This window comes from Nocardia sp. CA-135953 (assembly GCF_050955735.1).
In the GTDB taxonomy this organism is placed as follows: domain Bacteria; phylum Actinomycetota; class Actinomycetes; order Mycobacteriales; family Mycobacteriaceae; genus Nocardia.
Map to the genome: position 1 here is coordinate 1,383,096 of NZ_CP192082.1, position 23,398 is coordinate 1,406,493.

Annotated in this window: 20 protein-coding genes and 1 tRNA gene; 11 read left to right on the top strand and 10 right to left on the bottom strand. The window is 65.8% G+C overall.

Going from position 1 to position 23,398, the window contains the following annotated elements:
* Window positions 1-73 precede the first annotated feature (73 nt).
* The 4 genes from egtA to egtD are packed head-to-tail and all read left to right on the top strand — an operon-like array spanning window position 74 to window position 4,626.
* A complete protein-coding gene (gene egtA, locus ACQPXH_RS06305; RefSeq protein ID WP_433601370.1) occupies window positions 74-1,405 on the top strand; it encodes an ergothioneine biosynthesis glutamate--cysteine ligase EgtA in 1,332 nt (443 codons plus the stop codon).
* 47 nt (window positions 1,406-1,452) lie between these two features.
* Window positions 1,453-2,796, top strand: a complete 1,344-nt coding sequence (gene egtB / locus ACQPXH_RS06310) for an ergothioneine biosynthesis protein EgtB (protein ID WP_433601371.1) — start codon at window positions 1,453-1,455, stop codon at window positions 2,794-2,796.
* 28 nt (window positions 2,797-2,824) lie between these two features.
* Entirely contained in the window at window positions 2,825-3,658 is an 834-nt protein-coding gene (gene egtC / locus ACQPXH_RS06315) for an ergothioneine biosynthesis protein EgtC (RefSeq protein WP_433601372.1), read from the top strand.
* Complete coding sequence (gene egtD, locus ACQPXH_RS06320; RefSeq protein WP_433601373.1) at window positions 3,655-4,626, top strand: L-histidine N(alpha)-methyltransferase; 972 nt, start codon at window positions 3,655-3,657, stop codon at window positions 4,624-4,626. Before egtC ends, egtD begins: the two co-directional genes overlap by 4 nt.
* Here the strand turns inward: egtD and ACQPXH_RS06325 are convergent.
* From ACQPXH_RS06325 to ACQPXH_RS06350, 6 genes are all read right to left on the bottom strand, one after another.
* Entirely contained in the window at window positions 4,623-5,273 is a 651-nt protein-coding gene (locus tag ACQPXH_RS06325) for a DUF2461 domain-containing protein (protein WP_433601374.1), read from the bottom strand. The genes egtD and ACQPXH_RS06325 overlap by 4 nt on opposite strands.
* A 36-nt stretch (window positions 5,274-5,309) precedes the next feature.
* A complete protein-coding gene (locus tag ACQPXH_RS06330) occupies window positions 5,310-5,873 on the bottom strand; it encodes a hypothetical protein (protein WP_433601375.1) in 564 nt (187 codons plus the stop codon).
* A 27-nt stretch (window positions 5,874-5,900) separates the two neighbouring features.
* Entirely contained in the window at window positions 5,901-6,161 is a 261-nt protein-coding gene (locus tag ACQPXH_RS06335) for a hypothetical protein (protein ID WP_433601376.1), read from the bottom strand.
* A gap of 282 nt (window positions 6,162-6,443) precedes the next feature.
* Window positions 6,444-7,424 (bottom strand): ribose-phosphate diphosphokinase, encoded by a 981-nt coding sequence (locus ACQPXH_RS06340; RefSeq protein ID WP_433601377.1) that lies wholly within the window; start codon window positions 7,422-7,424, stop codon window positions 6,444-6,446.
* Complete coding sequence (glmU, locus tag ACQPXH_RS06345) at window positions 7,421-8,911, bottom strand: bifunctional UDP-N-acetylglucosamine diphosphorylase/glucosamine-1-phosphate N-acetyltransferase GlmU (RefSeq protein ID WP_433601378.1); 1,491 nt, start codon at window positions 8,909-8,911, stop codon at window positions 7,421-7,423. Before glmU ends, ACQPXH_RS06340 begins: the two co-directional genes overlap by 4 nt.
* Window positions 8,912-9,027: 116 nt before the next feature.
* Window positions 9,028-9,098, bottom strand: a tRNA-Gln gene (locus tag ACQPXH_RS06350).
* A gap of 304 nt (window positions 9,099-9,402) precedes the next feature.
* Between ACQPXH_RS06350 and ACQPXH_RS06355 the strand changes: the two genes are divergently transcribed.
* The 5 genes from ACQPXH_RS06355 (at window position 9,403) to ACQPXH_RS06375 (ending at window position 16,584) form a co-directional block, all read left to right on the top strand.
* Window positions 9,403-10,017, top strand: coding sequence for a TetR/AcrR family transcriptional regulator (locus ACQPXH_RS06355; protein ID WP_433601379.1), 615 nt, complete (start codon window positions 9,403-9,405; stop codon window positions 10,015-10,017).
* A gap of 180 nt (window positions 10,018-10,197) precedes the next feature.
* Entirely contained in the window at window positions 10,198-10,845 is a 648-nt protein-coding gene (locus ACQPXH_RS06360) for a TetR family transcriptional regulator (RefSeq protein WP_433601380.1), read from the top strand.
* 146 nt (window positions 10,846-10,991) lie between these two features.
* Complete coding sequence (mfd, locus tag ACQPXH_RS06365) at window positions 10,992-14,606, top strand: transcription-repair coupling factor (protein ID WP_433601381.1); 3,615 nt, start codon at window positions 10,992-10,994, stop codon at window positions 14,604-14,606.
* A gap of 188 nt (window positions 14,607-14,794) precedes the next feature.
* The gene (locus ACQPXH_RS06370) at window positions 14,795-15,427 is read left to right on the top strand and encodes a MazG family protein (protein WP_433603329.1); all 633 of its coding nucleotides are present in this window, start codon (window positions 14,795-14,797) and stop codon (window positions 15,425-15,427) included.
* 206 nt (window positions 15,428-15,633) lie between these two features.
* Window positions 15,634-16,584, top strand: a complete 951-nt coding sequence (locus ACQPXH_RS06375) for a phosphodiesterase (RefSeq protein ID WP_433601382.1) — start codon at window positions 15,634-15,636, stop codon at window positions 16,582-16,584.
* On the opposite strand, the gene ACQPXH_RS06380 is transcribed toward ACQPXH_RS06375, so the two are convergent.
* Window positions 16,535-17,986, bottom strand: a complete 1,452-nt coding sequence (locus ACQPXH_RS06380) for a stealth family protein (protein ID WP_433603330.1) — start codon at window positions 17,984-17,986, stop codon at window positions 16,535-16,537. The genes ACQPXH_RS06375 and ACQPXH_RS06380 overlap by 50 nt on opposite strands.
* 668 nt (window positions 17,987-18,654) lie before the next feature.
* Here ACQPXH_RS06380 and ACQPXH_RS06385 point away from each other — a divergent pair.
* The gene (locus ACQPXH_RS06385; protein WP_433601383.1) at window positions 18,655-19,131 is read left to right on the top strand and encodes a pyridoxamine 5'-phosphate oxidase family protein; all 477 of its coding nucleotides are present in this window, start codon (window positions 18,655-18,657) and stop codon (window positions 19,129-19,131) included.
* Window positions 19,132-19,250: 119 nt separating this feature from the next.
* On the top strand, window positions 19,251-19,826 hold the full coding sequence (locus tag ACQPXH_RS06390) for a TerD family protein (RefSeq protein WP_063036655.1): 576 nt from the start codon (window positions 19,251-19,253) through the stop codon (window positions 19,824-19,826).
* Here the strand turns inward: ACQPXH_RS06390 and ACQPXH_RS06395 are convergent.
* The 3 genes from ACQPXH_RS06395 to ACQPXH_RS06405 form a co-directional block, all read right to left on the bottom strand.
* The gene (locus tag ACQPXH_RS06395) at window positions 19,808-20,725 is read right to left on the bottom strand and encodes a putative PEP-binding protein (protein ID WP_433601384.1); all 918 of its coding nucleotides are present in this window, start codon (window positions 20,723-20,725) and stop codon (window positions 19,808-19,810) included. The genes ACQPXH_RS06390 and ACQPXH_RS06395 overlap by 19 nt on opposite strands.
* A 45-nt stretch (window positions 20,726-20,770) precedes the next feature.
* Window positions 20,771-22,198, bottom strand: a complete 1,428-nt coding sequence (locus ACQPXH_RS06400; protein ID WP_433601385.1) for an MATE family efflux transporter — start codon at window positions 22,196-22,198, stop codon at window positions 20,771-20,773.
* Between the two features lie 151 nt (window positions 22,199-22,349).
* Window positions 22,350-23,381 (bottom strand): PLP-dependent cysteine synthase family protein, encoded by a 1,032-nt coding sequence (locus ACQPXH_RS06405; protein WP_433601386.1) that lies wholly within the window; start codon window positions 23,379-23,381, stop codon window positions 22,350-22,352.
* Between the last annotated feature and the right edge of the window lie 17 nt (window positions 23,382-23,398).

Below are 23,398 nucleotides of genomic sequence, written 5' to 3' on the forward strand. Positions count from 1 at the left end.
CTACCTGAACAACGACCGGCAGCGCCTACGCAGCACAGCTGTGGTTACCCGGTTTCACATGGTGGAGGTTGGTATGGCGGTCACGCTCGAACATCCGGAGCGGGTGATAGCGCTCGCGCACGGCGAACTGTCCTCGCGGGCCGCGGCGGAGGCCTATATCGCGAAAATCTGCTTCAAGCTGGGGCCACCGACGCTCATCGGCGCCGAACTGGAATGGCTCACCGTGCAGGGTGAGTGTTCGCCGTCCGGCCCGTCGGCCGCCCCCCGCCCGCAACTGGCTGCATTCGCAGATGCGCTCGGACCCTATGCACCGCGGTCCATCGCCCCCGATTCACCGGCACTTCCGCTGCCAGGGGGCAGCCGGGTAACCATCGAACCCGGCGGTCAGATCGAACTCTCCAGTGCCCCGTTCGCCGCTGCCGCGCAGCTGTGCGAGGGTTTGCACGCCGATGCTCGGATGCTGCGGGATCTGCTCGAATCCCGATCCATCCGCACCGTCTCCGCCGCCGCCGATGCGGACCGCCGCCCGAAACGGGTCCTGCGGTTACCGCGCTATCGCGCCATGGAAGAGTCCTTCAGCGGTATCGGCCCCTTCGGCAAATTGATGATGTGCAATACCGCCGCGACGCAGGTCAGCGTCGATGCCGGTGCGGACCGCGCCGAGGTCACCGCGCGGTGGAATGCGCTGTACACGATCGGTCCCGCGTTACTCGCCGCCTTCGCCTGCTCGCCCGAATTACACGGGGCACCGGTGGGTGCCTGGGCATCCCAGCGCATGCGGACCTGGTTGCGTCTGGACCACGCGCGCACCCGTCCCGCGGTGGAGTCCTGGCCGGATCCGATCGTCGGCTATGCGCGCTGGGCCCTGGATGTCCCGCTGCTCTGCGTTCGCCGCCCCGATGGCGTATCCGGCAACGGCGGCGACATCGGTTGGTCAGCGCCGCCGGAAGCGACCTTTGCGGACTGGTTGTCCGGTGCGCTGGACGACGAGATCGGCCGGCGTCCCGATGTCGGGGATCTCGACTATCACCTGACCACGCTGTTCCCGCCGGTACGGGCCTCCGGACACCTCGAGGTCCGGTATCTGGACGCTCAGCCCGATAACGACTGGACCGTCCCGATCCATATCTTCGACGCCCTGCTTTCGGCTCCGTCGGTTGTCGCCGAGGCGACGGCGCTCGCCGCGCCACTCGCGGGCCGATGGCTCGACGCGGCGCGCTGCGGGTTGGTTGATCCGGAGATCCGTGCCGTCGCGGTCGATTTGCTGACCCTGGCGGCGGCACATGCGGCGAGTCCGGTGGCGGCCCGTGAGATCGAATCCGCCGCCGAACGATGTCGCAGCGGTCGCACCCCGACCGATGAACTCGTTTCGCGTAGTGCGGATCAGCCCGAGGACCATCCGTGACGCGCCGCACCTCGAATCGCCGACCACAACGAGTTCGGGAGATACCCATGGTGACCATTCAGCACCCCGCAACGGACAATTCCGGCACCGAACAATTGCGTGACCGGATCGCCGAAGTGCTCACCCGCGCAAGGGATCGCACCATCGGCCTCACCACCCTCGATGAAGCAGAGCTGGTCGCCCAGCATTCGCGACTGATGAGCCCGCTCGTCTGGGACCTCGCCCATATCGGCAACCAGGAAGAGCTCTGGCTGGTGCGCGATGTCGGCCGCCGCGACGCGGTGCGCGCTGATATCGACGAGCTGTACGACGCCTTCAAACACGCTCGCGCCAACCGCCCCGAATTGCCGCTGCTCGACCCCGCCCAGGCCCGTGGCTACGTCGGCACCGTGCGCGACAGGGTGTGGGACGTATTGGAAACCAGCGCTCTACACGGTGATCCGCTGGTCGACGGTGGCTTCGCATTCGGCATGATCGCCCAGCACGAGCAGCAGCACGACGAAACCATGCTCGCTACCCATCAATTGCGCACCGGTCCCGCGGTGCTGTCCGCGCCGGCCGCACCGACGGCGGCTGCTCCGGTCGGTGGCGAAGTCGTCATTCCCGCAGGCCAATTCGTCATGGGCACCTCGACCGACCCATGGGCGCTGGACAATGAGCGTCCGGCGCATCCGGTGCACGTGCCCGCCTTCGCCATCGATGTCGCACCGATAACCAATGCCCAGTACCAGGCCTTCATCGCCGATGGCGGCTACGAGCGGCCCGAGCTGTGGTCCGAACACGGTTGGGCGCACCGGCAGCAGGCGGGCCTGGTGGCGCCGCAGTTCTGGGAGTGCGATCCGGCCGGGCACTGGTGGCGTCGGGGATTCGGCGTGATGACGCCGGTGCGTCCGCAGCAGCCGGTGGTGCACGTCTGCTGGTTCGAGGCCGAGGCGTATGCCGCCTGGGCAGGCAAGCGTCTGCCCACCGAGGCCGAATGGGAGAAGGCGGCGCGCTTCGATCCGGAGACCGGCACGTCCCGCCGCTACCCGTGGGGTGATGCCGAACCCGATTCCGCCACCGCGAATCTCGGCCAGCGGCATCTGGAACCCGCCGAGGTCGGTGCGTATCCGGTCGGCGCCTCCCCGGCCGGTGTGCATCAGCTCATCGGTGACGTATGGGAGTGGACCGCATCGGGTTTCGAGGCTTATCCGGGCTTCCGCGCCTTCCCCTACGCCGAATACTCCGATGTGTTCTTCGGCGGCGACTACCGAGTCCTGCGCGGCGGCTCCTTCGGCACCGATCCGGTCGCTTGCCGCGGCACCTTCCGCAACTGGGACCACCCCATCCGCCGCCAGATCTTCTCCGGCTTCCGCCTGGCCCGCGACCTGCGAAAAGGCGAGGGCGAGTGAGGGTATCGACGGCGGAAGGGCGGCGCTGATGTGTCGTCAACTCGGTTATGTCGGCCCGCCGGTGCGCGTGGGCGACATGTTGACGCTCGGTTCGCATTCCCTGCGGACCCAGGCGTGGGCGCCCAAGGATATGCGCGGGGGCGGGACGATCAATGCGGATGGGTTCGGGGTGGCCTGGTGGCGTGACGACGATGGCGTGACCGTCAGCCGGTATCGCAACTCAGCGCCCATCTGGACCGATCCGGCGGTGGAAGAGGTCCTGCCGCAATTGGAGTCGTGGTCGGTCTTGGCGGCGGTTCGCTCGGCGACCGTGGGTATGCCGGTCGAGCGGAATGCCTGTGCACCGTTCACGCACGGCCGGTGGGCATTCAGCCATAACGGCATGGTGCCGGATTGGCGGCGGGCCCTCAGCGCGGTCGCCGCGGAATTCGGCTCCACCGCAACCGAACTCGATGCGGGGCCGCTGTTCGAGCCGGTGCGGTTGCTGGAGGCCGAATCCGCGACCGATGCGGCGACGCTCTGGGTGATCCTGCGCAGTCTGCTCTCGACCGACACTCCCGACGGTTCGTGGGCGGCGGCGCCTGCGGCATTGAGTCTGCTGGTCTCGGCCGTACTGGCTCAATCCCCTGGCGCCCGACTGAATTTCCTGCTCGGTGATGGCAGGCAGCTGTGGGCGACCACCGTCTACCACTCGCTGTGCGCTCTGGTGACCGATGATTTCGCCATCCTGTCCTCGGAGCCCTTCGACGACGACCCGCGCTGGCAGCCGATTCCGGATCGCCAGCTGGTCAGCGCCCGCCCAGGCGCGCTGTCCGTCGCACCGCTATCAGACGTTCCAAGCACGAAAGGTTCGCTCCTATGACCGCACCCACGCTGGAGATCTACCTATCCGATGACGACCTCACCTCGGCGTTGCGCGCGGATGCCATGCTCGGCCTCACCGCGGATCCGAAGTGGTTGCCACCCAAGTGGTTCTACGACGCCCGAGGCAGTGAACTGTTCGAGAAGATCACCGAACTGCCCGAGTACTACCCGACTCGCACCGAACGCGCACTACTGGAGCGGGTAGTCGGCGAGATCGCCCGCACCGCGCAGGCCGAGGTCCTGGTCGAACTCGGCTCGGGTTCGGCCGCCAAGACGCGGCTGCTGCTTTCCGCTTCGACCGCCGAGGGACCGCTGAAAACCTATGTTCCGCAGGATGTCTCGTCCTCGGCGCTGCGGGCGGCCGCCGCGGAGATCGCTGCCGAGTTTCCGGGCCTCGCAGTGCACGGTGTGGTCAGCGATTTCACCGACACCCTGCACAATCTGCCGCGCGGCGGTCGCCGCATGATCGCCTTCCTCGGCGGCACCATCGGCAACCTGGTCCCCGCCGAACGGGCCGAATTCCTGTCCAGCATCCACGAGGTGCTGGAGCCGGGCGAGCAGCTGCTGCTCGGCGCGGGCCTGGTGATCGACCCCGCCGTACTGGTCCCCGCCTATGACGACGCGGCCGGTGTCACCGCAGAATTCAACCGAAATGTCTTGCATGTCTTGAACAGTCGCCTCGACGCCGACTTCGAGCCGGACAAGTTCGCCCACGTCGCCGTCTGGGATACCGAAGACCAGTGGATCGAAATGCGACTGGAGGCCACCGAAGATATGACCGTGCAGGTCCGCGAACTGGACCTCACTGTCCAGTTCGCGCGCGGCGAGCAGATGCGCACCGAAATCTCGGCCAAATTCCGTATCGACGGATTGGACGCCGAACTGGCCGCGGCGGGATTCGAGACCGAACAGGTCTGGACCGATCCGGACGATCGCTTCGCCCTCGTCCTCGCCGCTCGCCGTTAGGCCCGAGCGGGCGCTCCACCGACCACCGCGCCCAGCCAGTCGATGAAGGGCCGCATCGTCTCCCAGGCGGTGCGGACTTCCTTCGCGGCGCGGGGTTTGTCCAACCATGCCGGTGCGCCGTATTCCTTACTGCAGGTCAGCGATTTGTGTCGCAGCAGATCGATGCGCGGATGGTCGGCGTCGTACCCCTTCGGCTTGGTCTTGAGCTGCTCGCCGCCGATGGTGAATCCGGCCTTGGTGAGCTTCGCCAGGATGGCCTCCAGTTCCGGGCCGCGGACCTCGTCATCGATGGTTGTGCGCAACTGGGCGATCTGCGCGGGCGAGCCCGCATAGAATCCGCCACCGACGAAGAGTCCGGCAGCGCTGATCTGCACATACCAGCCCGTACCCGGCGCGACGCCGACCACCGCGCCCTGCGCCGTCTTGTAGGGCACCTTGTCCTTGGAGAAGCGCACGTCGCGGTACGGTCGAAAAATCTTGGCGGTCCCGAAGTCCGCCTCCAACTCCGCGGTGAGCGCGACCATCGGCGCCTTGACCGAATCCTCGTAGACGTCCTTGTGCGCGGTCCAGAAGGCCTTCGAGTTATCGGCTTCCAAATCCTCGTAGAAGTCCAGCCCCGCGAGTGGGAACCCACCGAATCGACTCATGCCGACAACGCTAGTCCTACCCAGTCCAGCGCACGGTCAGTCGGAGTCCGGGATCATGCTGCCGCTGAAGACGGCATAGATCAGGATGAGCCCGATGACCAGGGAAATGGCGGATACGAAGGCGGCCCATTTGCCGAGGGATTCGCCCTTTTTGTGGCCGATGATGCCGAGAATGATGCCGACCGGGCCGAATAGGTAGGGGCAGAACAGCAATGAGATGCCGGCACAGACGAACCCGATGATCGACAGGGTCTGCGAACCCGATCGCGGTCCCGGCGTGCTGTGCGGCCGCGGGGCATAGGGGGGATTGCCACCGTTCGGGGTCTCCGGTGTGGCGTCGTTGATCGGCGGATAGACGGTGCCGGGCTGGTCCTGGTCGTACCGTGCCGCGGCATTGTCATTCCACGGTTCCGGTTGCGCGGGGTCACTCGACGGCTGCGGTTGTGCGACGAGATCAGGCGCGGTTTCGGCGTCCGCCCGCTGGGCCGGTGTCTGCGCGGCGGGTTCGACGGGTTGCGCGGATTCGCGCGGCTCGGATTCGCCGACCGGCTTCTCGGGCGACGAATCGCTCCGCTCGGGTCCCTGCTGCGGCGTGCTCATCGAACTCTCCTGTCGGCGGGGAGCGGGCTATAGGTCGGTATCGTCGACGATCTCCATCGCGGCGACCTCGGCGGGGCGCTCGTCCTCCTCGGCGAGCTCGGCTGCCTTACGATGACGGGTCCACTCCTGTTGGAGTTCATCGCCGATGCCGAGTCGGCCGTCATCCTCGCTTTCGTGATAGCGAATGCGCAGGTCATCAGGCGGATCCTCGACATTTCGCCGGTATGCGCGGATCTCGTCTTCCTGGTCGTCGTCCCCCATGTCCTGATCGAGCGGGTCACGGTCCATACCCCCAGTATCCCCCTCGACTTCGGGGACAAACGGGATCGGACGCGTGCGAATCCGTCAGCTGAGGGCCCCGAGGAACCCCATGACGGCGACGGCCAGGACGACCGCGATCGCCGGCACCGCGCCGTTGGCGATGGCCGCCCATTTGCCGAGCGATTCGCCATCCGACATGGCGCGCCCTATTCGGCATCCTTACCCGCTATGGGTACCGCGCCGAAGCGGGCCTACAAACAGAAACGTCGCGGCGCGGACCTGGGTCCGAGCCGCGACGAAGTGTGAAAACTATGCGTTGCCGTTGAAAAGTCCGGTGACCGAACCGTTCTCGAAGACCTCGCGAATCGTGCGAGCCAGCAGCGGCGCGATCGACAGCACGGTCAGCTGCGGGAACTTCTTCTCCTCGTCGATCGGCAGCGTATTGGTGACAACGACCTCCTTGGCGCCACAGGTGGCCAGGCGCTCGGCGGCCGGATCGCTCAGCACGCCGTGCGTCGCGGCGATGACCACATCACCGGCGCCCGCCGCCTCGAGCACCTTGACCGCGCCGGCGATGGTGCCACCGGTGTCGATCATGTCGTCGATCAGGATGCAGGTGCGGCCCTCGACCTCACCGACCACGCGGTTGGCCTTGATCTGGTTCGGCACCAGCGGGTCGCGGGTCTTGTGGATGAACGCCAGCGGCGAGCCGCCCAGCGAGTCGGCCCACTTCTCCGCGACGCGCACGCGACCGGAATCGGGGGAGACCACGGTGATGTGCTCGAGGCTGTAGTTGTTGCGCACGTACTCGGCCAGCTGCAGCTGGGCGTGCATGTGATCGACCGGGCCGTCGAAGAAGCCCTGGATCTGATCGGTGTGCAGGTCGACGGTGATGATGCGGTCCGCGCCCGCGGTCTTGAGCAGGTCGGCGACCAAGCGGGCGGAGATGGGCTCGCGGCCGCGGTGCTTCTTGTCCTGACGGGCGTACGGGTAGAACGGCAGCACCGCGGTGATCCGCTTGGCCGAACCGCGCTTGAGCGCGTCGATCATGATGAGCTGTTCCATCAGCCACTGGTTCAGCGGAGCCGGAAAGCTCTGCAGCACAAAGGCATCCGAGCCGCGCACGGACTCCTCGAACCGGACGAAGATCTCGCCGTTGGCGAAGTCGCGCGCGGTCTGCGGGGTGACGTGGACGTCGAGTTCCTTGGCCACCTGCTCGGCCAGCTCAGGATGAGCGCGTCCCGAGAAGAGCATCAGGTTCTTCTGGTTGTCGATCCATGACGCGGTCACTGCTGTTTGCCATCCTTTTGCTCGATTGCCTGGCCCGACATCTCTTTGGTCGCGATGGCTTCTGCCGCCGCCCGTGCCGCGTCCGTACCCGGACGGTTGCGCTGCACCCAGCCCTCAATGTTTTTCTGTGGCCCACCTGAAACCGCGAGTGCCCCCGGCGGAACGCTTCTACGCAGCACAGTACCCGCCGCCGTATAAGCGCCGTCACCCACCGTCACCGGTGCGACGAACATGGTGTCGCTGCCGGTCCGCACATGCGAGCCCACCACGGTGTGGTGCTTTTTCACACCGTCGTAATTGACGAAAACGCTGGAGGCGCCGATGTTGCTGTGCTCACCGATGGTGGCGTCGCCGACATAAGTGAGGTGCGGCACTTTGGAGTGCGCGCCGATCGATGCGTTCTTGGTTTCGACGAATGCGCCGAGCTTTCCGGAATCGCCGACAACGGTGCCCGGGCGAAGATAGCTGAACGGCCCGATATTCGCACCGGGACCGATCACGGCCTGATCACCGTGGGTGCGAACGACGTGCGCGCCGTTGCCGACGATGACATCGGTGAGCGTGCAATCCGGTCCGATCACAGCGTCCTCACCGATGACGGTGCCGCCGAGTAACTGCACACCCGGTCGGATTTCGGCGTCCCTGGCGATTTTCACGTTCGCGTCCACCCAGGTGGTCGCGGGATCGATGATCGTGACTCCCGAGCGCATATGCCGTTCGAGGATGTATCGGTTGAGGGTGCGTGCGGCCTGCGACATCTGCACCCGGTCGTTGACGCCGGTGACCTTGGCCGAGTCGAGCAGCCGTGCGCCGTGCACCGGATGTCCGGCCTCGCGAGCCAGCCGCAGCACATCGGTCAGGTACAGCTCATGCTGGGCATTGGCGGTGGAAAGACGTCCGATCATGGTGCGCAGCACGGTCGCGTCGAAGGCGTAGACACCGGAGTTGACCTCGGTGATCGCCGATTGCGCCGGGGTAGCGTCGGCATGTTCGACGATTTCGGTGACCTGGCCGTCGGCATTGCGGACGATGCGGCCGTAGCCGTTCGGGTCGTCGGGTTCGAAGGTCAGCACCGTGACCGCCGAACGTTCGGCGTAGCTGCGGTGTTCGTCGAGCAGCGCGGACAGGGTGTGCCCGTCCAGCAGCGGCACGTCGGCGGAGGTGACCAGCAGGTCACCGGTGAAATCCTCGGGAACCGCCGCGAGCGCGCACTGCACCGCGTGGCCGGTTCCGAGCTGTTCTTCCTGAATGGCGGTGGTGATGTCGCGGCCGAGGTCGGCGGCGACGGCGGCGACCGCGGCGCCGACTTGTTCCCGATCGTGTCCTACCACGGTGATGAGGAACGCGGGGTCGATCTCGTTGGCCGCATGCAGCGCGTGCGCGAGCATGCTTCGACCGGCCAGCGAATGCAGCACTTTAGGAGTCTTCGACCGCATTCGCGTTCCGGCACCGGCTGCGAGAACGACGACGGCGGTCTGCTGTGGCATGGATCTCCCTCGGCTGCCTGTCATCGTGCTTGGGGCTGTCGTCGTGCTTGGTCAGCGCTGTCGTCGTGCTTGTTCAGCGATGTGCGCGGCCAACGATAAGCCATCGTGCCGGTGTGCTCCGCCGCCAGGACTCGAACCTGAACTATCTGAACCAAAATCAGAGGTGCTGCCATTACACTACGGCGGATTGTCACACCGGCGGATCTGCGAAACCCGCCGCTGCGCCAGCGGCACGGCATGAATCCTCGCATGAAGACCTCCGGTTAGTCGAACTGCTTCGCGGAATTCGTGGGTACCCGTTGCCGCGACGAGTTCACACCGGTCGCGTTATCTGGGCGAACGCCGAAATCGGCACCTCGATTGTCGACTTCGGCGGGGCGACGCGCACGCGGGCGGGGCTGTCTGGAACAGTTGTCGGCAAAAGTTCGGGTCATGCGCAGGGAGGCGGGGCGTTGTCTTCGGGTGAACCGCAACGAGTGTCCCGGCCGCGGATGACGGGTACTCAGCGGCGGCAGCAGTTGATCGAGATCGGTCGCGCAATATTCGCCGAGCGCGGCTACGACGCGACCTCGATCGAGGAGATCGCACAGCGGGCGCAGGTCTCCAAACCCGTGGTGTACGAACACTTCGGCGGCAAGGAGGGGCTCTACGCCGTGGTCGTGGACCGCGAGATGTCGATGCTGCTGGACATGATCACCTCCTCGCTCACCCAGAATCGGTCCAGAATTCGGCTCGAACAGGTCGCGCTGGCACTGCTGACCTATATCGAGGAACGCACCGATGGATTCCGAATCCTGGTGCGCGACCAGCCCGCTGCTACCGCGGAGGGCCGCTACTCGAGCCTGCTCAACGAGGCCACCAATCAGGTCGCGCATATCCTCGCCGGCGATTTCGAGCGCCGCGGTTTCGATACCAGTCTGACCGGTTTGTATGCGCAGGCACTGGTGGGCATGGTCTCGACCGCCGCGACCTGGTGGCTGGACGAGCGCAAACCGTCGAAAGAGGTCGTCGCGGCACATCTGGTGAACCTGTGCTGGAACGGCCTCAGTCATTTGGAAGCCCGACCGCAGCTGAGCTCGGAATGGCGTGCCGGTAAGGGAGATTGACCGCATTGGTAGCCAGCAAATTGCGCTGTATGCCCGCCCGAATGCTCGAATTCGCTGGCGCGCGCTCACCTGGTGGTACGGTTCACCCATCCTCAGGGTGCTGTTCGAGCGGTAAGTCGGTCTACTTCGGGATGTCGGTCTACTTCGGGATGGCTGGTTTAAGGATGACAGGCGGATCTGATGGCTAGGCAAGCGCGCGCGGAGATCACCCGCGATTCCGTCCTGGCGGGCGCTGCCGATGTCTTTCTGCGCTTGGGATATGCGAATGCGAGCCTGAGCGAGATCATCGCGCAGTCGAACGTGACCAAGGGCGCCTTGTACTTTCACTTCGGATCGAAGGAAGAGCTAGCGCGCGCCGTGGTCGACCAGGGCAATGAGCGTCTGGTCAGTTCGTGCCAGGGTTTCTTCGATGCGAGGGTGCCCGCGCTCGAGGCATGTATCGGGATCACCTATGTCGTCGCGGACCTGTCCATGAACGATCCGATGGTCGGCGCGATGCTCAAGCTGACCCATCAGATCGGCGACTACCGCGGCGCCCAGGGCGACAATATCGCCAAGAACTGGGGCGATACCTACCGTGTGCTATCCGAGCGGGCCATCGCTCAGGGCGACCTCGAGGCCGATCTGGACGCCGAGGTGATCGGGCTGTTACTGCAGGAAATGACCGCGGGCGTGCATATCACGGCGGTCGGCACCGATTCGATCGATCAGATGGCGACCAGGATGGAACGGGCCTGGTACTTCCTGCTCCCGGCGATCGTGCCCCCGGAGAAGCTCTCGTACTTCCGGGAATTCGCCGCCCGCCGCCTACGCCGCTACGTGCCGTAAACGTGTCACAGCACGTTGGTAGGTTGTGACGTGTCGACCGATTTCGTGAGCACATAGGAAACTCATCCCGGCAAAGACTCGGGGAGTCGGGGGAGCCTAGACTCGGTTGGCCGTCCTAAAACCTCGCCTGAGCTCAGGAGTGTTCGATGTCCACCCACCGTCCACCTCTTGCCGGACTGGCCGCGGTGGCCGGGGCCGATTCGGCCTTGCGGACCGTCGCTGACCTGGTCGGGAAGTCGCCGGTCGAGTTGGTCGGGCCCTCGGCGGTGCGGCCGTTCGTCGCGGCGACGATCGCGGCCCAGCGGCCGCTGGTGGTGGTGACGGCGACCGGGCGCGAAGCCGACGATCTGACGGTCGAGCTGGAGGAGATCCTCGGCGCGGCGATCGCGCAGTTCCCGTCCTGGGAGACGCTGCCGCATGAGCGGCTGTCGCCGGGGGCCGACACGGTGGGGCGCAGGCTGGAGGTGCTGCGGCGGCTGGCGCATCCGGAGGATCCGGTGTTTCCGGAAGCGCTGCGGGTCGTGGTGACGACCGTTCGCTCCCTGATGCAGCCGATGGCCGCGAGCCTCGGTGATATCGAACCGATCGTGCTGCGTGTCGGCGCGGAGTTCGATTTCGACGAATTGCTCCTGCGCCTGATCGAATTCGCCTACACCCGCGTCGATATGGTCGGCAAGCGCGGTGAGTTCGCCGTGCGCGGCGGCATCCTCGATTTGTTCCCGCCCACCGCCGATCATCCGGTGCGCGTGGAGTTCTGGGGCGACGAGGTGACCGAGCTGCGGCCCTTCGCGGTCGCCGACCAGCGCTCACTGACCGATTTGACGGTGGATGTGGTCGTCGCGCCGCCGTGTCGGGAACTGTTGCTCACCCAGGCTGTACGCGCGCGCGCCGCCGAGGTCGCGGTGGCGAATGCCGCCGATGCGGCGCTGGTCGAGATGTTGGAGAAGCTTTCCGAAGGTATTCCGGTCGAGGGCATGGAGGCGCTGCTGCCGGTGCTGCAGCCCGGCGAGTTGCGGCTGCTCACCGAGGTTTTGCCGGAGGGCACCCAGCTGCTGCTGTGCGATCCGGAGAAGATCCGCACGCGCGCAGCCGATCTGGTGCGCACCGGTGAGGAGTTCCTGGAGGCATCGTGGACCGCCGCCTCGTTCGGCGGTGCCGCGCCGTTGGGTGGGCACGGACTCGATCTGGCCGCCTCCGGTTACCGCGCGCTGCCCGAAATCCATGCCAGCGCAAACGCACACGGTCTGCCGTGGTGGAGTCTGAGCCCGCTGACCTCCGGTGATCCCGCCGAGGTCGTGCTGCCGGTGCTGGCCGGGCCTGCGGCGCGCGGATCCGACGAATTGGTCGCGACGATCTTCGCCTCGCTGCGCGCGCACGTGCTGACCGGTGGACGCGCGGTCGTGGTCGTGGCGGGTCACGGTACGGCGCAACGCATTCTGGAACGCCTCTCGGATGCCGATGTGCCCGCGGCCGCTGTGACAGCCGGTGCCGAGCCGACGCCCGGACTGGTCGGTGTGCTATGCGGTTCGCTGCACGACGGGTTGGTCTTCGATGACGCCGGTCTGGTTGTCGTCGCCGAATCCGACCTCACCGGCAACCGGGTCACCGCACCGGCGGAGGGGAAGCGGCTACCGGCCAAGCGCCGCAATCAAGTCGACCCGCTGGCGCTGAACGCCGGCGATATGGTGGTGCACGATCAGCACGGCATCGGCCGGTTCATCGAGATGATCGAACGCACCGTCGGCGGGGCGCGACGGGAATACCTGGTTATCGAATATGCGCCCGGTAAGCGCGGTCAGCCCGGTGATCGGCTGTTCGTGCCGATGGAATCGCTGGATCAGCTTTCGCGCTATGTCGGCGGTGAGATGCCGAGTCTGTCCAAGCTCGGCGGATCCGACTGGGCGAATACGAAACGCAAGGCGCGCAAGGCGGTTCGCGAGATCGCCGGTGAGCTCGTGCAGTTGTACGCGGCGCGCCAGGCCGCGCCCGGACATGCGTTCGGACCGGACAGTCCGTGGCAGAAGGAGATGGAGGACGCGTTCGCGTTCACCGAGACCGTCGACCAGATGACCGCCATCGCCGAGGTGAAGGCAGATATGGAGAAGGCGGTCCCGATGGACCGCGTGGTCTGTGGTGATGTCGGCTACGGCAAGACCGAGATCGCCGTGCGCGCCGCTTTCAAGGCGGTGCAGGACGGCAAGCAGGTCGTCGTGCTGGTGCCGACAACCCTGCTGGCGCAACAGCATCTGCAGACCTTCACCGATCGTGTCGGTGGATTCCCGGTGACCGTGAAGGGCCTGTCCCGCTTCACTGATCCGGCCGAATCCCGCGCAGTGCTCGAGGGGATGGCGGACGGCGCCGTCGATATCGTGGTCGGTACGCACCGGCTGTTGCAGACTGGTGTGCGGTGGAAGGATCTCGGCCTGGTCGTCGTGGACGAGGAACAGCGTTTCGGTGTCGAGCACAAGGAGCACATCAAGGCGCTGCGCACGCACGTCGACGTGTTGACCATGTCCGCGACGCCGATTCCGCGCACCCTGGAGATGAGCCTGGCGGGCATTCGCGAGATGTCGACCATCCTCACCCCGCCCGAGGAGCGGCATCCGGTGCTCACCTATGTCGGTGGGTACAACGACAAGCAGGTCACCGCGGCCATTCGGCGTGAGTTGCTGCGCGACGGCCAGGTCTTCTATGTGCACAACCGGGTTTCATCTATCGACAAGGCCGCCAAGCGGATTCGGGATCTGGTGCCCGAGGCGCGGGTGGTGGTCGCGCACGGTCAGATGAACGAGGACATGCTCGAACAGACCGTGCAGGGATTCTGGGAGCGTGAATTCGATGTGCTGGTCTGTACCACCATCATCGAGACCGGGCTCGATATTTCCAATGCGAATACGTTGATCGTGGAACGCGCGGACGCCCTCGGTCTTTCGCAGCTGCACCAGTTGCGTGGGCGCGTCGGCCGCAGTCGTGAACGCGGATACGCCTACTTTCTCTACCCGCCGGAGAAGCCGCTCACCGAGACGGCCTACGACCGGCTCGCCACCATTTCACAGAACTCGGATCTCGGCGCGGGTATGGCAGTGGCCATGAAGGACCTCGAAATCCGTGGCGCCGGAAATGTGCTGGGCGCCGAGCAGTCCGGGCATGTGGCCGGTGTCGGCTTCGATCTGTATGTGCGGCTGGTCGGTGAGGCGGTGGAGGCTTATCGGGCCGCCGCTGACGGAAAGCCGATCACGACCGAGGAGGTCAAGGAGGTCCGCATCGACCTCCCGGTGGACGCGCACATTCCGCCCGACTACATCACCAGCGATCGGCTCCGGTTGGAGGCCTACCGCAAACTCGCGGCGGCGCAAGATGATCCGGGGTTGGAGTCGGTTGTCGAGGAGCTCGTCGACCGGTACGGGCCGCTGCCCGTCGAGGTCGGCAGGTTGGTGTCGGTGGCGAAACTGCGTCTGCTGGCTCGCGAATACGATGTCACCGAAATCGCCGTCACCGGAACCACGTTGAAGGTTTCGCCGATGAGCCTGCCCGATTCCAAGCAGATGCGATTGAAGCGCCTGTACCCGAGCGCGGGCTATCGCGCGGCGAGTGGGGTGGTGCAGTTGCCGCTGCCCCGGGTGCAGGACAGTGTCGGTGCCGACCGGGTGCGCGATGTCGTCCTGTTGCAATTCGTCGCCGACCTGTTGCTGCAGTTGGATGGCAAGCCGAAGGGCTTCGTAGAGCTGCGGGTCGCCACCGAAGCCACGGCGGCTCGATGAGTTCGGACCGCGATGAAGCCGTTCTGCGGGCCGCCCGGCATGCGGCGGCGGAGGCGGGACGGGCCAATGGTGCCCATGAGCACGCAGTGCCGGAAGCGATCGCCGATGATCCCGAGCGGGCGGCGGCCGAATCCGGCCGAACCGATGCCGCCCTGGTGGCGGCGGGGTTAGGCGACGCCGTCGAGGTGATGGACCGGCTGTGGAACTTCGGCGGCTGGGAGGTGACGCAAACCCACGACTCGCTGCGCCCCTACCTGCTCGAGGAAACCTACGAACTACTCGACGCCATCCAGCACAACGACGCCGAAACCATCAAGGAAGAACTCGGCGACCTGCTGCTGCAGGTCCTGTTCCACTCTCGAATCGCCCAGGCCGCAGGCGAATTCACCGTCGACGATGTCGCCGCCGCACTGGTCGCCAAACTTGTCAACCGCAGCCCGCACCTCGTCGACGAACCGATCGACCCGTCGGCCACCGTCGCGGAAAAGATCGCCGCCCAGGAAAAAGCCTGGGAGGAACGCAAGTCCGCCGAAAAATCTCGCCGCTCCTGCCTCGACGGCATAGCCATGGCCCAACCCGCCTTGGCCTTGGCCGAGAAGATCCGCTTTCGCGGCCTCAAAGCAGGCCTGCCCGAAGACCTGGTCCCCGACGATCTCCGCACCGTCCACCTGGGCGGTGAAGACAGCGCCGAAGAACGCCTACGCAAGGCCACCTTGTCCTTCGCATCGGAAATCCGCGCCACCGAGGACGCCGCCGAGGACGCCCGCGGCGAACGTTTCCCGTTGTCGGCCGCCGATTGGCGCAAGTACTGGTCGCGGTAGCCGGGCGTCGGGGCGATCAACGCGGTGGCGATGAATTACGCGTGATGGCTCGGCTTGCGGCAGGCCCCCGATGACACCGAACTCTCACCTTCCCGCAAGCAGTTCGTCACCGTGGGGCAGGCAGTCTGTCAGTAGGTCTTCGCTATCCTGGCGATGGAACCCGAAGCCAATGGCGGGCGAATCCGCCGGGGAGGACGTTCGGTCCGGTGCCCACCAGCAGAGTCGCGGAGCACCCGCGACCGAATCATGTGCTGTTCCATTTCAGCGATACCCATTTGATCGCCGGCGACGGCGACTTGTACGGCGATGTGGACGCGGATCTGCGTCTTCGACAGTTGCTCGACCAGGCCGCGGCCAGCCGCATCCGCCCGACGGCGATCGTCTTCACCGGTGACCTCACCGATCGGGGCGAGCCGGATGCATACGAGAAGCTCCGCGCCATCGTGGAGCCGTTCGCGCGCCGATTGCGCGCGCCGGTCGTGTGGGTCACCGGCAATCACGACGATCGCGGTGAGCTGCGCCGGACCCTGCTCGGCGAGCGCCCGTCGACCAAGCCGCTGGATCGGGTGCACATGATCGACGGCCTGCGCATCATCGCCCTGGACACCAGCGTCCCCGGCCACCACTACGGCGAAATCCGCGACGAACAGCTGGCCTGGCTGCGATCGGTACTCGCCGAACCCGCACCGTTCGGGACGATTCTGGCGATGCACCACCCGCCGGTGCCGTGCGTGCTCGATTTGGCGGTCACTGTCGAACTGCGTGATCAGCGCAGGCTGGCCGATGTGCTCGACGGCACCGACGTGCGCGCGATTCTTGCTGGGCACCTGCACTTTTCGACCAGTGCCACCTTCGCGGGCATCCCGGTCTCGGTCGCCTCGGCGACCTGCTACAGCCAGGATCTGGCCGTCGCCGAGGGCGGCCTGCGCGGCCGCGACGGCGCGCAGGCCTTCAACTACGTGCACATCTACCCGGACACCATTGTTCACTCGGTGGTCCCGATCGATCGCGGCCCGACCGTCGGCTCCCCGTCCACTCCGGAAGAAGCGGCGCGCAAGCTGGCCGAGGAGGGCATCGTGATCCCGCCCGCCGCGCGCATCCCGCGGGTCATGCGGCGCCGGGCGCAGACTCCGGAAGACGACGAGGCCGTGCACTGACCCGCTCCCACGGCGCGGGGGCTGGGAAATAGGTGGACAGGAATTCCGACACCGCCCGCACCCGATCGGCCTCCGGGACCTCCGGAAAACTGCCGTCGTTGAGGCAGAAGAAGTCGACATCACGGTTTGCCGCCAGTGCGTCGAGCAGTGCGAGCCCGCGTCGACTCGTGGTGTCGACGTAGCGCGTCCGCGCCATCTCCTGCGGCACCGCGCGCCCGGTGAGCATGGCGTAGTAGTGGTACAGCGAATTCGTCACCGAAATATCGGTGGCCGCACGGAATCTGCTCGCCCTGGTCCGCGCGAAGTCGGTCGCGAACTCCCGCTCCATCTCGAGTAATACGCTGCGCCGCAACGGAACCGGGGTGTGTTCCAGGTGCCGGGTGATGACATGTCCGAACCGCCCGGCCAGCAATTCCCGGTTTTTCCGTGCCGCATTCTCGAAACCACTGCGCCGCTCGTTGTTTCGGCCCGGCCCGATCCGGGTGCCTGCCTCGATGAACCGGCTCACCCCGGCCGGGCTGAAGAACATCGACGGACGCACCGGCCGGGCGAAGAACATATCGTCGTTCGAGTACAGGAAATGCTCACTGAGCCCGTCGATATGCTGCAGTTGGCATTCCACCGCATGGGAATTGAAGGTGGGCAGTTCGCTGGTATCGCTGAAGTGGTCGACCGCGCGCACCACCGTTACCCGCGGATGTTCGTCGAGCCATTCCGGCACCGTGGAATCGGTCGCGACGAAGATCCGCCGAATCCACGGCGCGTTCTTGTACACCGAGCGCAGTGCGTACTTCAGTTCGTCGATCTGACGGATCCGAGCATCCGCGTCGTCACCCTCGCCGACCACGACCTGGGCCAGCATTCCCGCACGGCGGGCACGGAATTCGGGATCAGTGCCATCGACCCAGGAGAACACCAGATCGATATCGAAGCCGACATCGGTCGGCTGTGGCGCGAACATATCCGTCAATGTCGGCCAATTGCGATCGAACAGGCGAACTTCCGTGTGCTCGACATCGGCGAGGTCGAAGACATTGCGGGTGAACACATTCGGCCGCGGGCATGCGACGGTGTCGCAGTGGTACTCCCACAGCTCCAGATCCACGTAATGCGCCGGATCGGCATCGCGACCGAGCCGGAAGACATTGTGCTGCACCTCGGCACACGCGAATCCCGCGGCGATCGCGGTGGCCGTCACCCGACCCACCATCGTCCGGTGCGCGGCATCCGCGGCCAGTGCCAGCCGATGTCCGCCATCACGAATCAGCAGGAACGGCACCTCCGCGGCGGCCAACTCGCCGCGCAGATAGCCCAGGTCGTCCAGCATCGCGGGCGAGACGACGAGATTGCCCGCCGTCGGCCACGCCACCATATCGACCGCGCCGGAATTCCTTGCCCCCATATCAACCATGTGCCTGCTTCCCACGTCCGTATGTGTGCCGAAATGTCCCGTGGTGCCGCGCTACAACCCGGGCATCGCCGCGGACGACGTCGATGGACGTCGCCTGCGGTTGCCGTGCCCGGCGCGGCCGAATTCAGAAATTCGGGACGATGCCGTAGTGCAGGAACGAAGTGATCAGCCGGGTCTCAGACGATCGGTACACCATGTCGTTCTCACCTCACTCACGGCTGGACGCCAGTGCGTCTTCTTGGGTAGTGCTGTCGGTGCGGCAGGGCGCGGCGGCCGAGCGATACCGAGAGCAGCACGCGGGCCGGACAGACATCGGCCGGCGAATGGAGAAGCCCTGCTGAACAGGGTCTGTCAGCAATGATGCATCGACTGTGCCGACCCGTCAATCCAGACGCCCGAGGGGTGTCCCGGACAGAGGGCTGGCTTAGTTGTCTCATTGAAATTAGGGTAGCCTTACCGCATAATCCCGCGCGAGGAGATGGCCCGCCACTGCGCCGGGGCGCTGTCCATCACCCGGCGACGTCGTGTCGGTGTCCTGAGAGGTGCCTGTGAGCACTTCGGACAAAGGTCGCAGCGCCAGCGAATAAGGGCCACAGCACCTTAGACTGCAGGCAACGTGGCACAGCCCGCCGCGTTGCAGCGATCAAGAGGTGACGAACATGGCAGCCGGAGCGAGCCCCGTGCAACGTCAAGACCACTCTACGGCCGATCATCCCGAACTGGACGTACTCCCGGAATGGCCCGAGGAGACGATCGCGGTGCTGGTCACCACCGACCCGGCGCCGCATGCGATTCCGGTGTCCTGGCCGGTGCGCGCGGATGATCGGCGGATTCTGCTCAGCCTGAAATTCGATCGCGGTTCGCTGGCGCGCTTGCGCGAACGGCCCGATGTCGCACTGTTGATTCTCGGCGGTGGCAATGTCGCGCTGTGCGCGCGCGGGCAGGCGCGGGTTATCGCCGAGGAAATGCCCGGTGCGACAGACTATGTCGCGGTCCAGATCGATGTCGAAGTCATCGATGACCACCGGCAGTCGGCCTTCGCGGTGGCGCACGGAATCGAGCGCACCGTCCTGGACGCGAGCGAATTGCATGCGCTCGAAGGGCGCGTGCAGACACTGCGCGCATGGAGCCGCTAGCGACTGGTTGCGGGTCGCTCGAAATGATCGGCATCGAGAACTGAACCGGCACAAGGCGTCCGGTACAGAGTAATAATCGTGATGAAAGACGGCGCGAACGCGTCGAACGGAAGGGGATCATGAGCGTCACATTGGCCAAAGGCGGAAATGTCTCGCTGTCGAAGCAGGCCGCCAACCTCACCAAGGTTGCGGTGGGGCTCGGTTGGGATGTGCGAACGACCACCGGGGCCGATTACGACCTCGATGCGAGTGCGCTCGCCACCGGGCCGAATCAGCGCGTGCTGTCCGATCAGCACTTCGTGTTCTACAACAATCTGCGCTCGCCCGAGGGCACGATCGAACATACCGGTGACAATCTCACCGGTGAGGGCGAAGGCGATGACGAGGTGATCAATGTCGATCTGGCGGCGACGCCGCCGACGATCACCAATATCTTCTTCCCGGTCTCCATTCACGATGCCGATGCGCGCGGACAGTCGTTCGGCCAGATCCGCAACGCCTACATCCGCGTGGTCGACGCGAACACCGGCGCCGAGTTGGCCCGGTATGACCTCACCGAGGATGCGTCCACCGAAACCGCCATGGTGTTCGGGGAGTTGTACCGGTACGGCAACGAATGGAAGTTCCGTGCCATCGGTCAGGGCTATGCCTCCGGGCTCGCGGGTATCGCCCGCGATTACGGCGTCAACGTCTGATGGGCGTGCGGGTGGTCGGGATCGGACCCGGCCGCCCGCTCCGCCTCGTATACCGCGATCGCGGCACGCGTCTTGCGCTTGATCGCTTGCAGCACATCGAGATCCGGCAGGTCGGCGAACTGCTCACCCAGCACGTCGGGCAGATCGGAGTAGTGCAGCACGCATTCGTCGACGCCGAGGTTCGCGCAGGCCGCGAGCAGGTCCGGATGCAGATAACCCGCGACCGCGGTCCGCACGCCCGCGGCGGCGGCCACCATGGTGACGCGCTCGATCGCGCGCAGCAGCGGCGGAACCGGGCGAACGGGGCGTAGGCTGGCGCGCGCCTGGCCGAGCAGCAGCGAGGACAGATCGTTGCAGCCGATCACCACCCGGGACACCCCGGTGGTCACGACCCGGTCGACCTCGAGCAGCAGCGACGGGATCTCGATCATGGTGGCGACCGGGCAGTCGCCGATCACGGCCCTGGCTTGCTCGATGGCCCACTGCAATTCGTCGACATAGGTGACGAAGGGGAAAAGCACGCCGATGTCCGCGCCCTCGTCGCGCACCTGTGCAATGCCCTCGAGTTCGGCGACGAATGCGTCGGGAAAACGACGCGCTCGGCGAATACCGCGCAGGCCGAGCAGTTTATGCGGCTCGTCGATGATCTCTTCGACGCCGTCGAGGATATTGCATTCGGCGGTATCGGCTTCCATGGTGCGATACCAGATCGTCGTTCCGCTCGCCCGCTTCGCAATATGTCGCAGATACGGCACGAGATAGCTCGAAACCGATTCGGGTGTCGGATATTTCCCGGCCGCGCGGAACACGTACTCGCCGCGCACCATCCCGACCCCGTCGAAGTGGTCGAGCAGTTCAGCGGAGATCCGCTCACAACTCAATGCCAGGCTCTGCCGCATTCCCCGCACGCTATCAGGTTGCTGCACAACATTTTCCGCCGCCCGTTAGGTCCGGATTTCACGAGGTCGGGAAGGGATGGGCGGGGATTGCGGGAGAGGGTGTGGGTGGGTGGAAGCGGCGGTGTCGAGCAGAGCGAAGTAGCGGCGCAGCATGAGGGCGGCCGTGCCGGCCAGACCAGCGGTCAGACCCCACCAGACGCCCGCGGCGCCGAGGCCGACCGGGAAGGCCAGCAGCAGGGCCGTTGGCAGACCGACGAGCCAGTAGCCGACCAGGGACAGACGGAAGCCCGCCTTGGTTTCCTGCAGACCGCGCAGCAGGCCGGTGCCGATGTTCTGTGCGGCATCGAAGAATTGGAGGACGATGCCGATGAGCAGCAGTGAGCGGGCCAGTTCGATCGTCGCGGTGTCGCCGGGTTCGAGGAAGGGGCTCAGCACGAGTTTCGGCGCGGCGATATAGACCACGCCGGTCACCGCGGCGACGATGCCCGCATGCTGTAGCGCCAACCAGGCCAGCGCACGGGCATGGCTGTATTCGTCACGCGCGACGGCATGGCTGACCAAGATGGACGCGCCGTGCGACAGGCCGATCGCGACCTGGAAGACGATGTAGATGATCTGGTAGACCACATTGTGCGCGGCCAGCGCGGCCGGTCCGATACTGCCCATCACCAGGGCGAGCACGGAGAACATGCCCGCTTCCGAACCGTAGGTGAGCGCGATCGGCGTGCCGAGTTCGATCTCGGCCCAGATTGTCGGCAGGTGCACCGGCCACGGACGCAGCGGCAGGGTGGCGCCGAGTGTCGCATCGGCGCGCACCATCGCGAAGAAGACGCCGAAGGTGATCAGGAAGACCAGAGAGGTCGCGACGCCGATGCCGGTCAATCCCAGTGCGGGCAGTCCGACCCAGCCGTGCATAAAGGTAAGGGCCAGTACCAGGTTCAGCGCCACCGAGCCGAGGGTGACCAGCAGCAGGGCCTGCGGACGCTGCATACCGACGGTGTACTGCCGCAGTACTTGGAACCACAGGCAGGGCAGCAGTCCTGGCGCGAGTGCGAGCATGAGCGGTCGCGCGTCGGCGAGTACGCCCGCGTCCTGGCCGAGCCATTGCAGCGCCCAGCCGAGTCCGATCAGCACGGCGCCGCCGAGGATTCCGGCGAAGGTGGCGATCAGGAAACTCGAGCGGACGATATCGCGGACCTCCTCGTCCGCGGATTCACCACGCTTATCCGCCGCACTCGTCGAGGACGCGATCTGATTCCCCGTCCCGGTGATCAGACCGACGCACATCGTGCGAATCTGGTTGAACAGCACCATCGCCAGCCCGCCTGCGGCGACCTCGCGCACACCGAGCGTGCCCATCAGTGCGATATTGGTAGTCGATACCGCGATCTGTGCGAGTTGAGTGAGTGCGATCGGTGCCGCCAGCGCGGTGAGCTGTCGTCCATCGGCACGGAAGGTGGACAGATTCAGCATCGCACCTCCACCGGTGGAATCCCGAAATCGATCGCCATGCGCCTCGTCCCAACTCTCCGCTGAGCCTCATTTTGGTTAGGTAACCCTAACAAAGTGATCATTTCAGACGTGGTGGGTGTCGCGCAACGGTGATCGAAAGCGCGCGTGTGCTTCATCGCGCCTCGACAAGTTGGGCGTGGCGGGCGGGAGTGTAGCGGTCGAGCATGGCGTGCACATCGCGTTCGGTGGCGGCGTCGAGAAGGTCGCGTTCGCGCATCCACTCGTCGTCGAAGACCGTGTCGAGATACTTCTCGCCGCCGTCGCAGACGATGGTGACCACGGTCGAGCCGGGCGGGAACTCCTCGAGACGGGTGAGCGCGGCGTGTACCGAGCCGCCCGCAGAGCCGCCGATCATCAGGCCCAGCTTGGCCGCGACCGCGCGAGCGGTGGCGAAGGCCGCGACATCGGAAACCTTGATGCCCTCGTCGAGCAGCGAATAGTCCACGGCGGTGCCGATGGTGGCGCCGGGAGGGGTGCCGGTACCGGACTGCCAGTACGGCCCGCCCGGTCCGCCGAAGGCGATGGATCCGACCGGCTCCACGCCGATCACCCGTGGTGTGCAGCCGAGTTGGCGCAGTCGGGTCGCGGTGCCGAACAGCGAACCGCCGGTGCCCACCGCGGAGAGCAGGATATCGACGCGCTCCACGTCTTCCAGCAATTCTTCGGCCACGGCGTAGTAGCCGACCGCGTTCGCGTCGTTGTTGTGCTGTTCGGTGAAGTATGCGTCGGACTGTCCGGCCGCCATCGCCTCGGCCAGGTCTTCCCGCGCCGAGGTGGCCAGGTTGTCGTCACCGTCATCGGCGACGAACACCAATTCCGCGCCCATTGCTCGCATCGCGCGCAGCTTGTCCTTACATGCGTGGTGATCGACCACTGCGGTGAAGCGATACCCACGTTCGGCGGCTACTACCGCGAGGCCGAGCCCGGTATTCCCGGATGTCGACTCGATAATATGCCCGCCACCGCCCAGCAAACCTCGACGCTCGGCATCGTCGATCATCGCGCGCGCCATCCTGATCTTGGCCGCACCCGTCGGATTGAACTGCTCGAGTTTGAGCAGCACCCGGGTGCCGGTCGTGGTGGTCGCCAGTTCGAATAGCGGGGTGCGACCGATCAGATCCGTCACGCGCGTGACGAGCGGCATGGAGGTCTCCTCGTTCG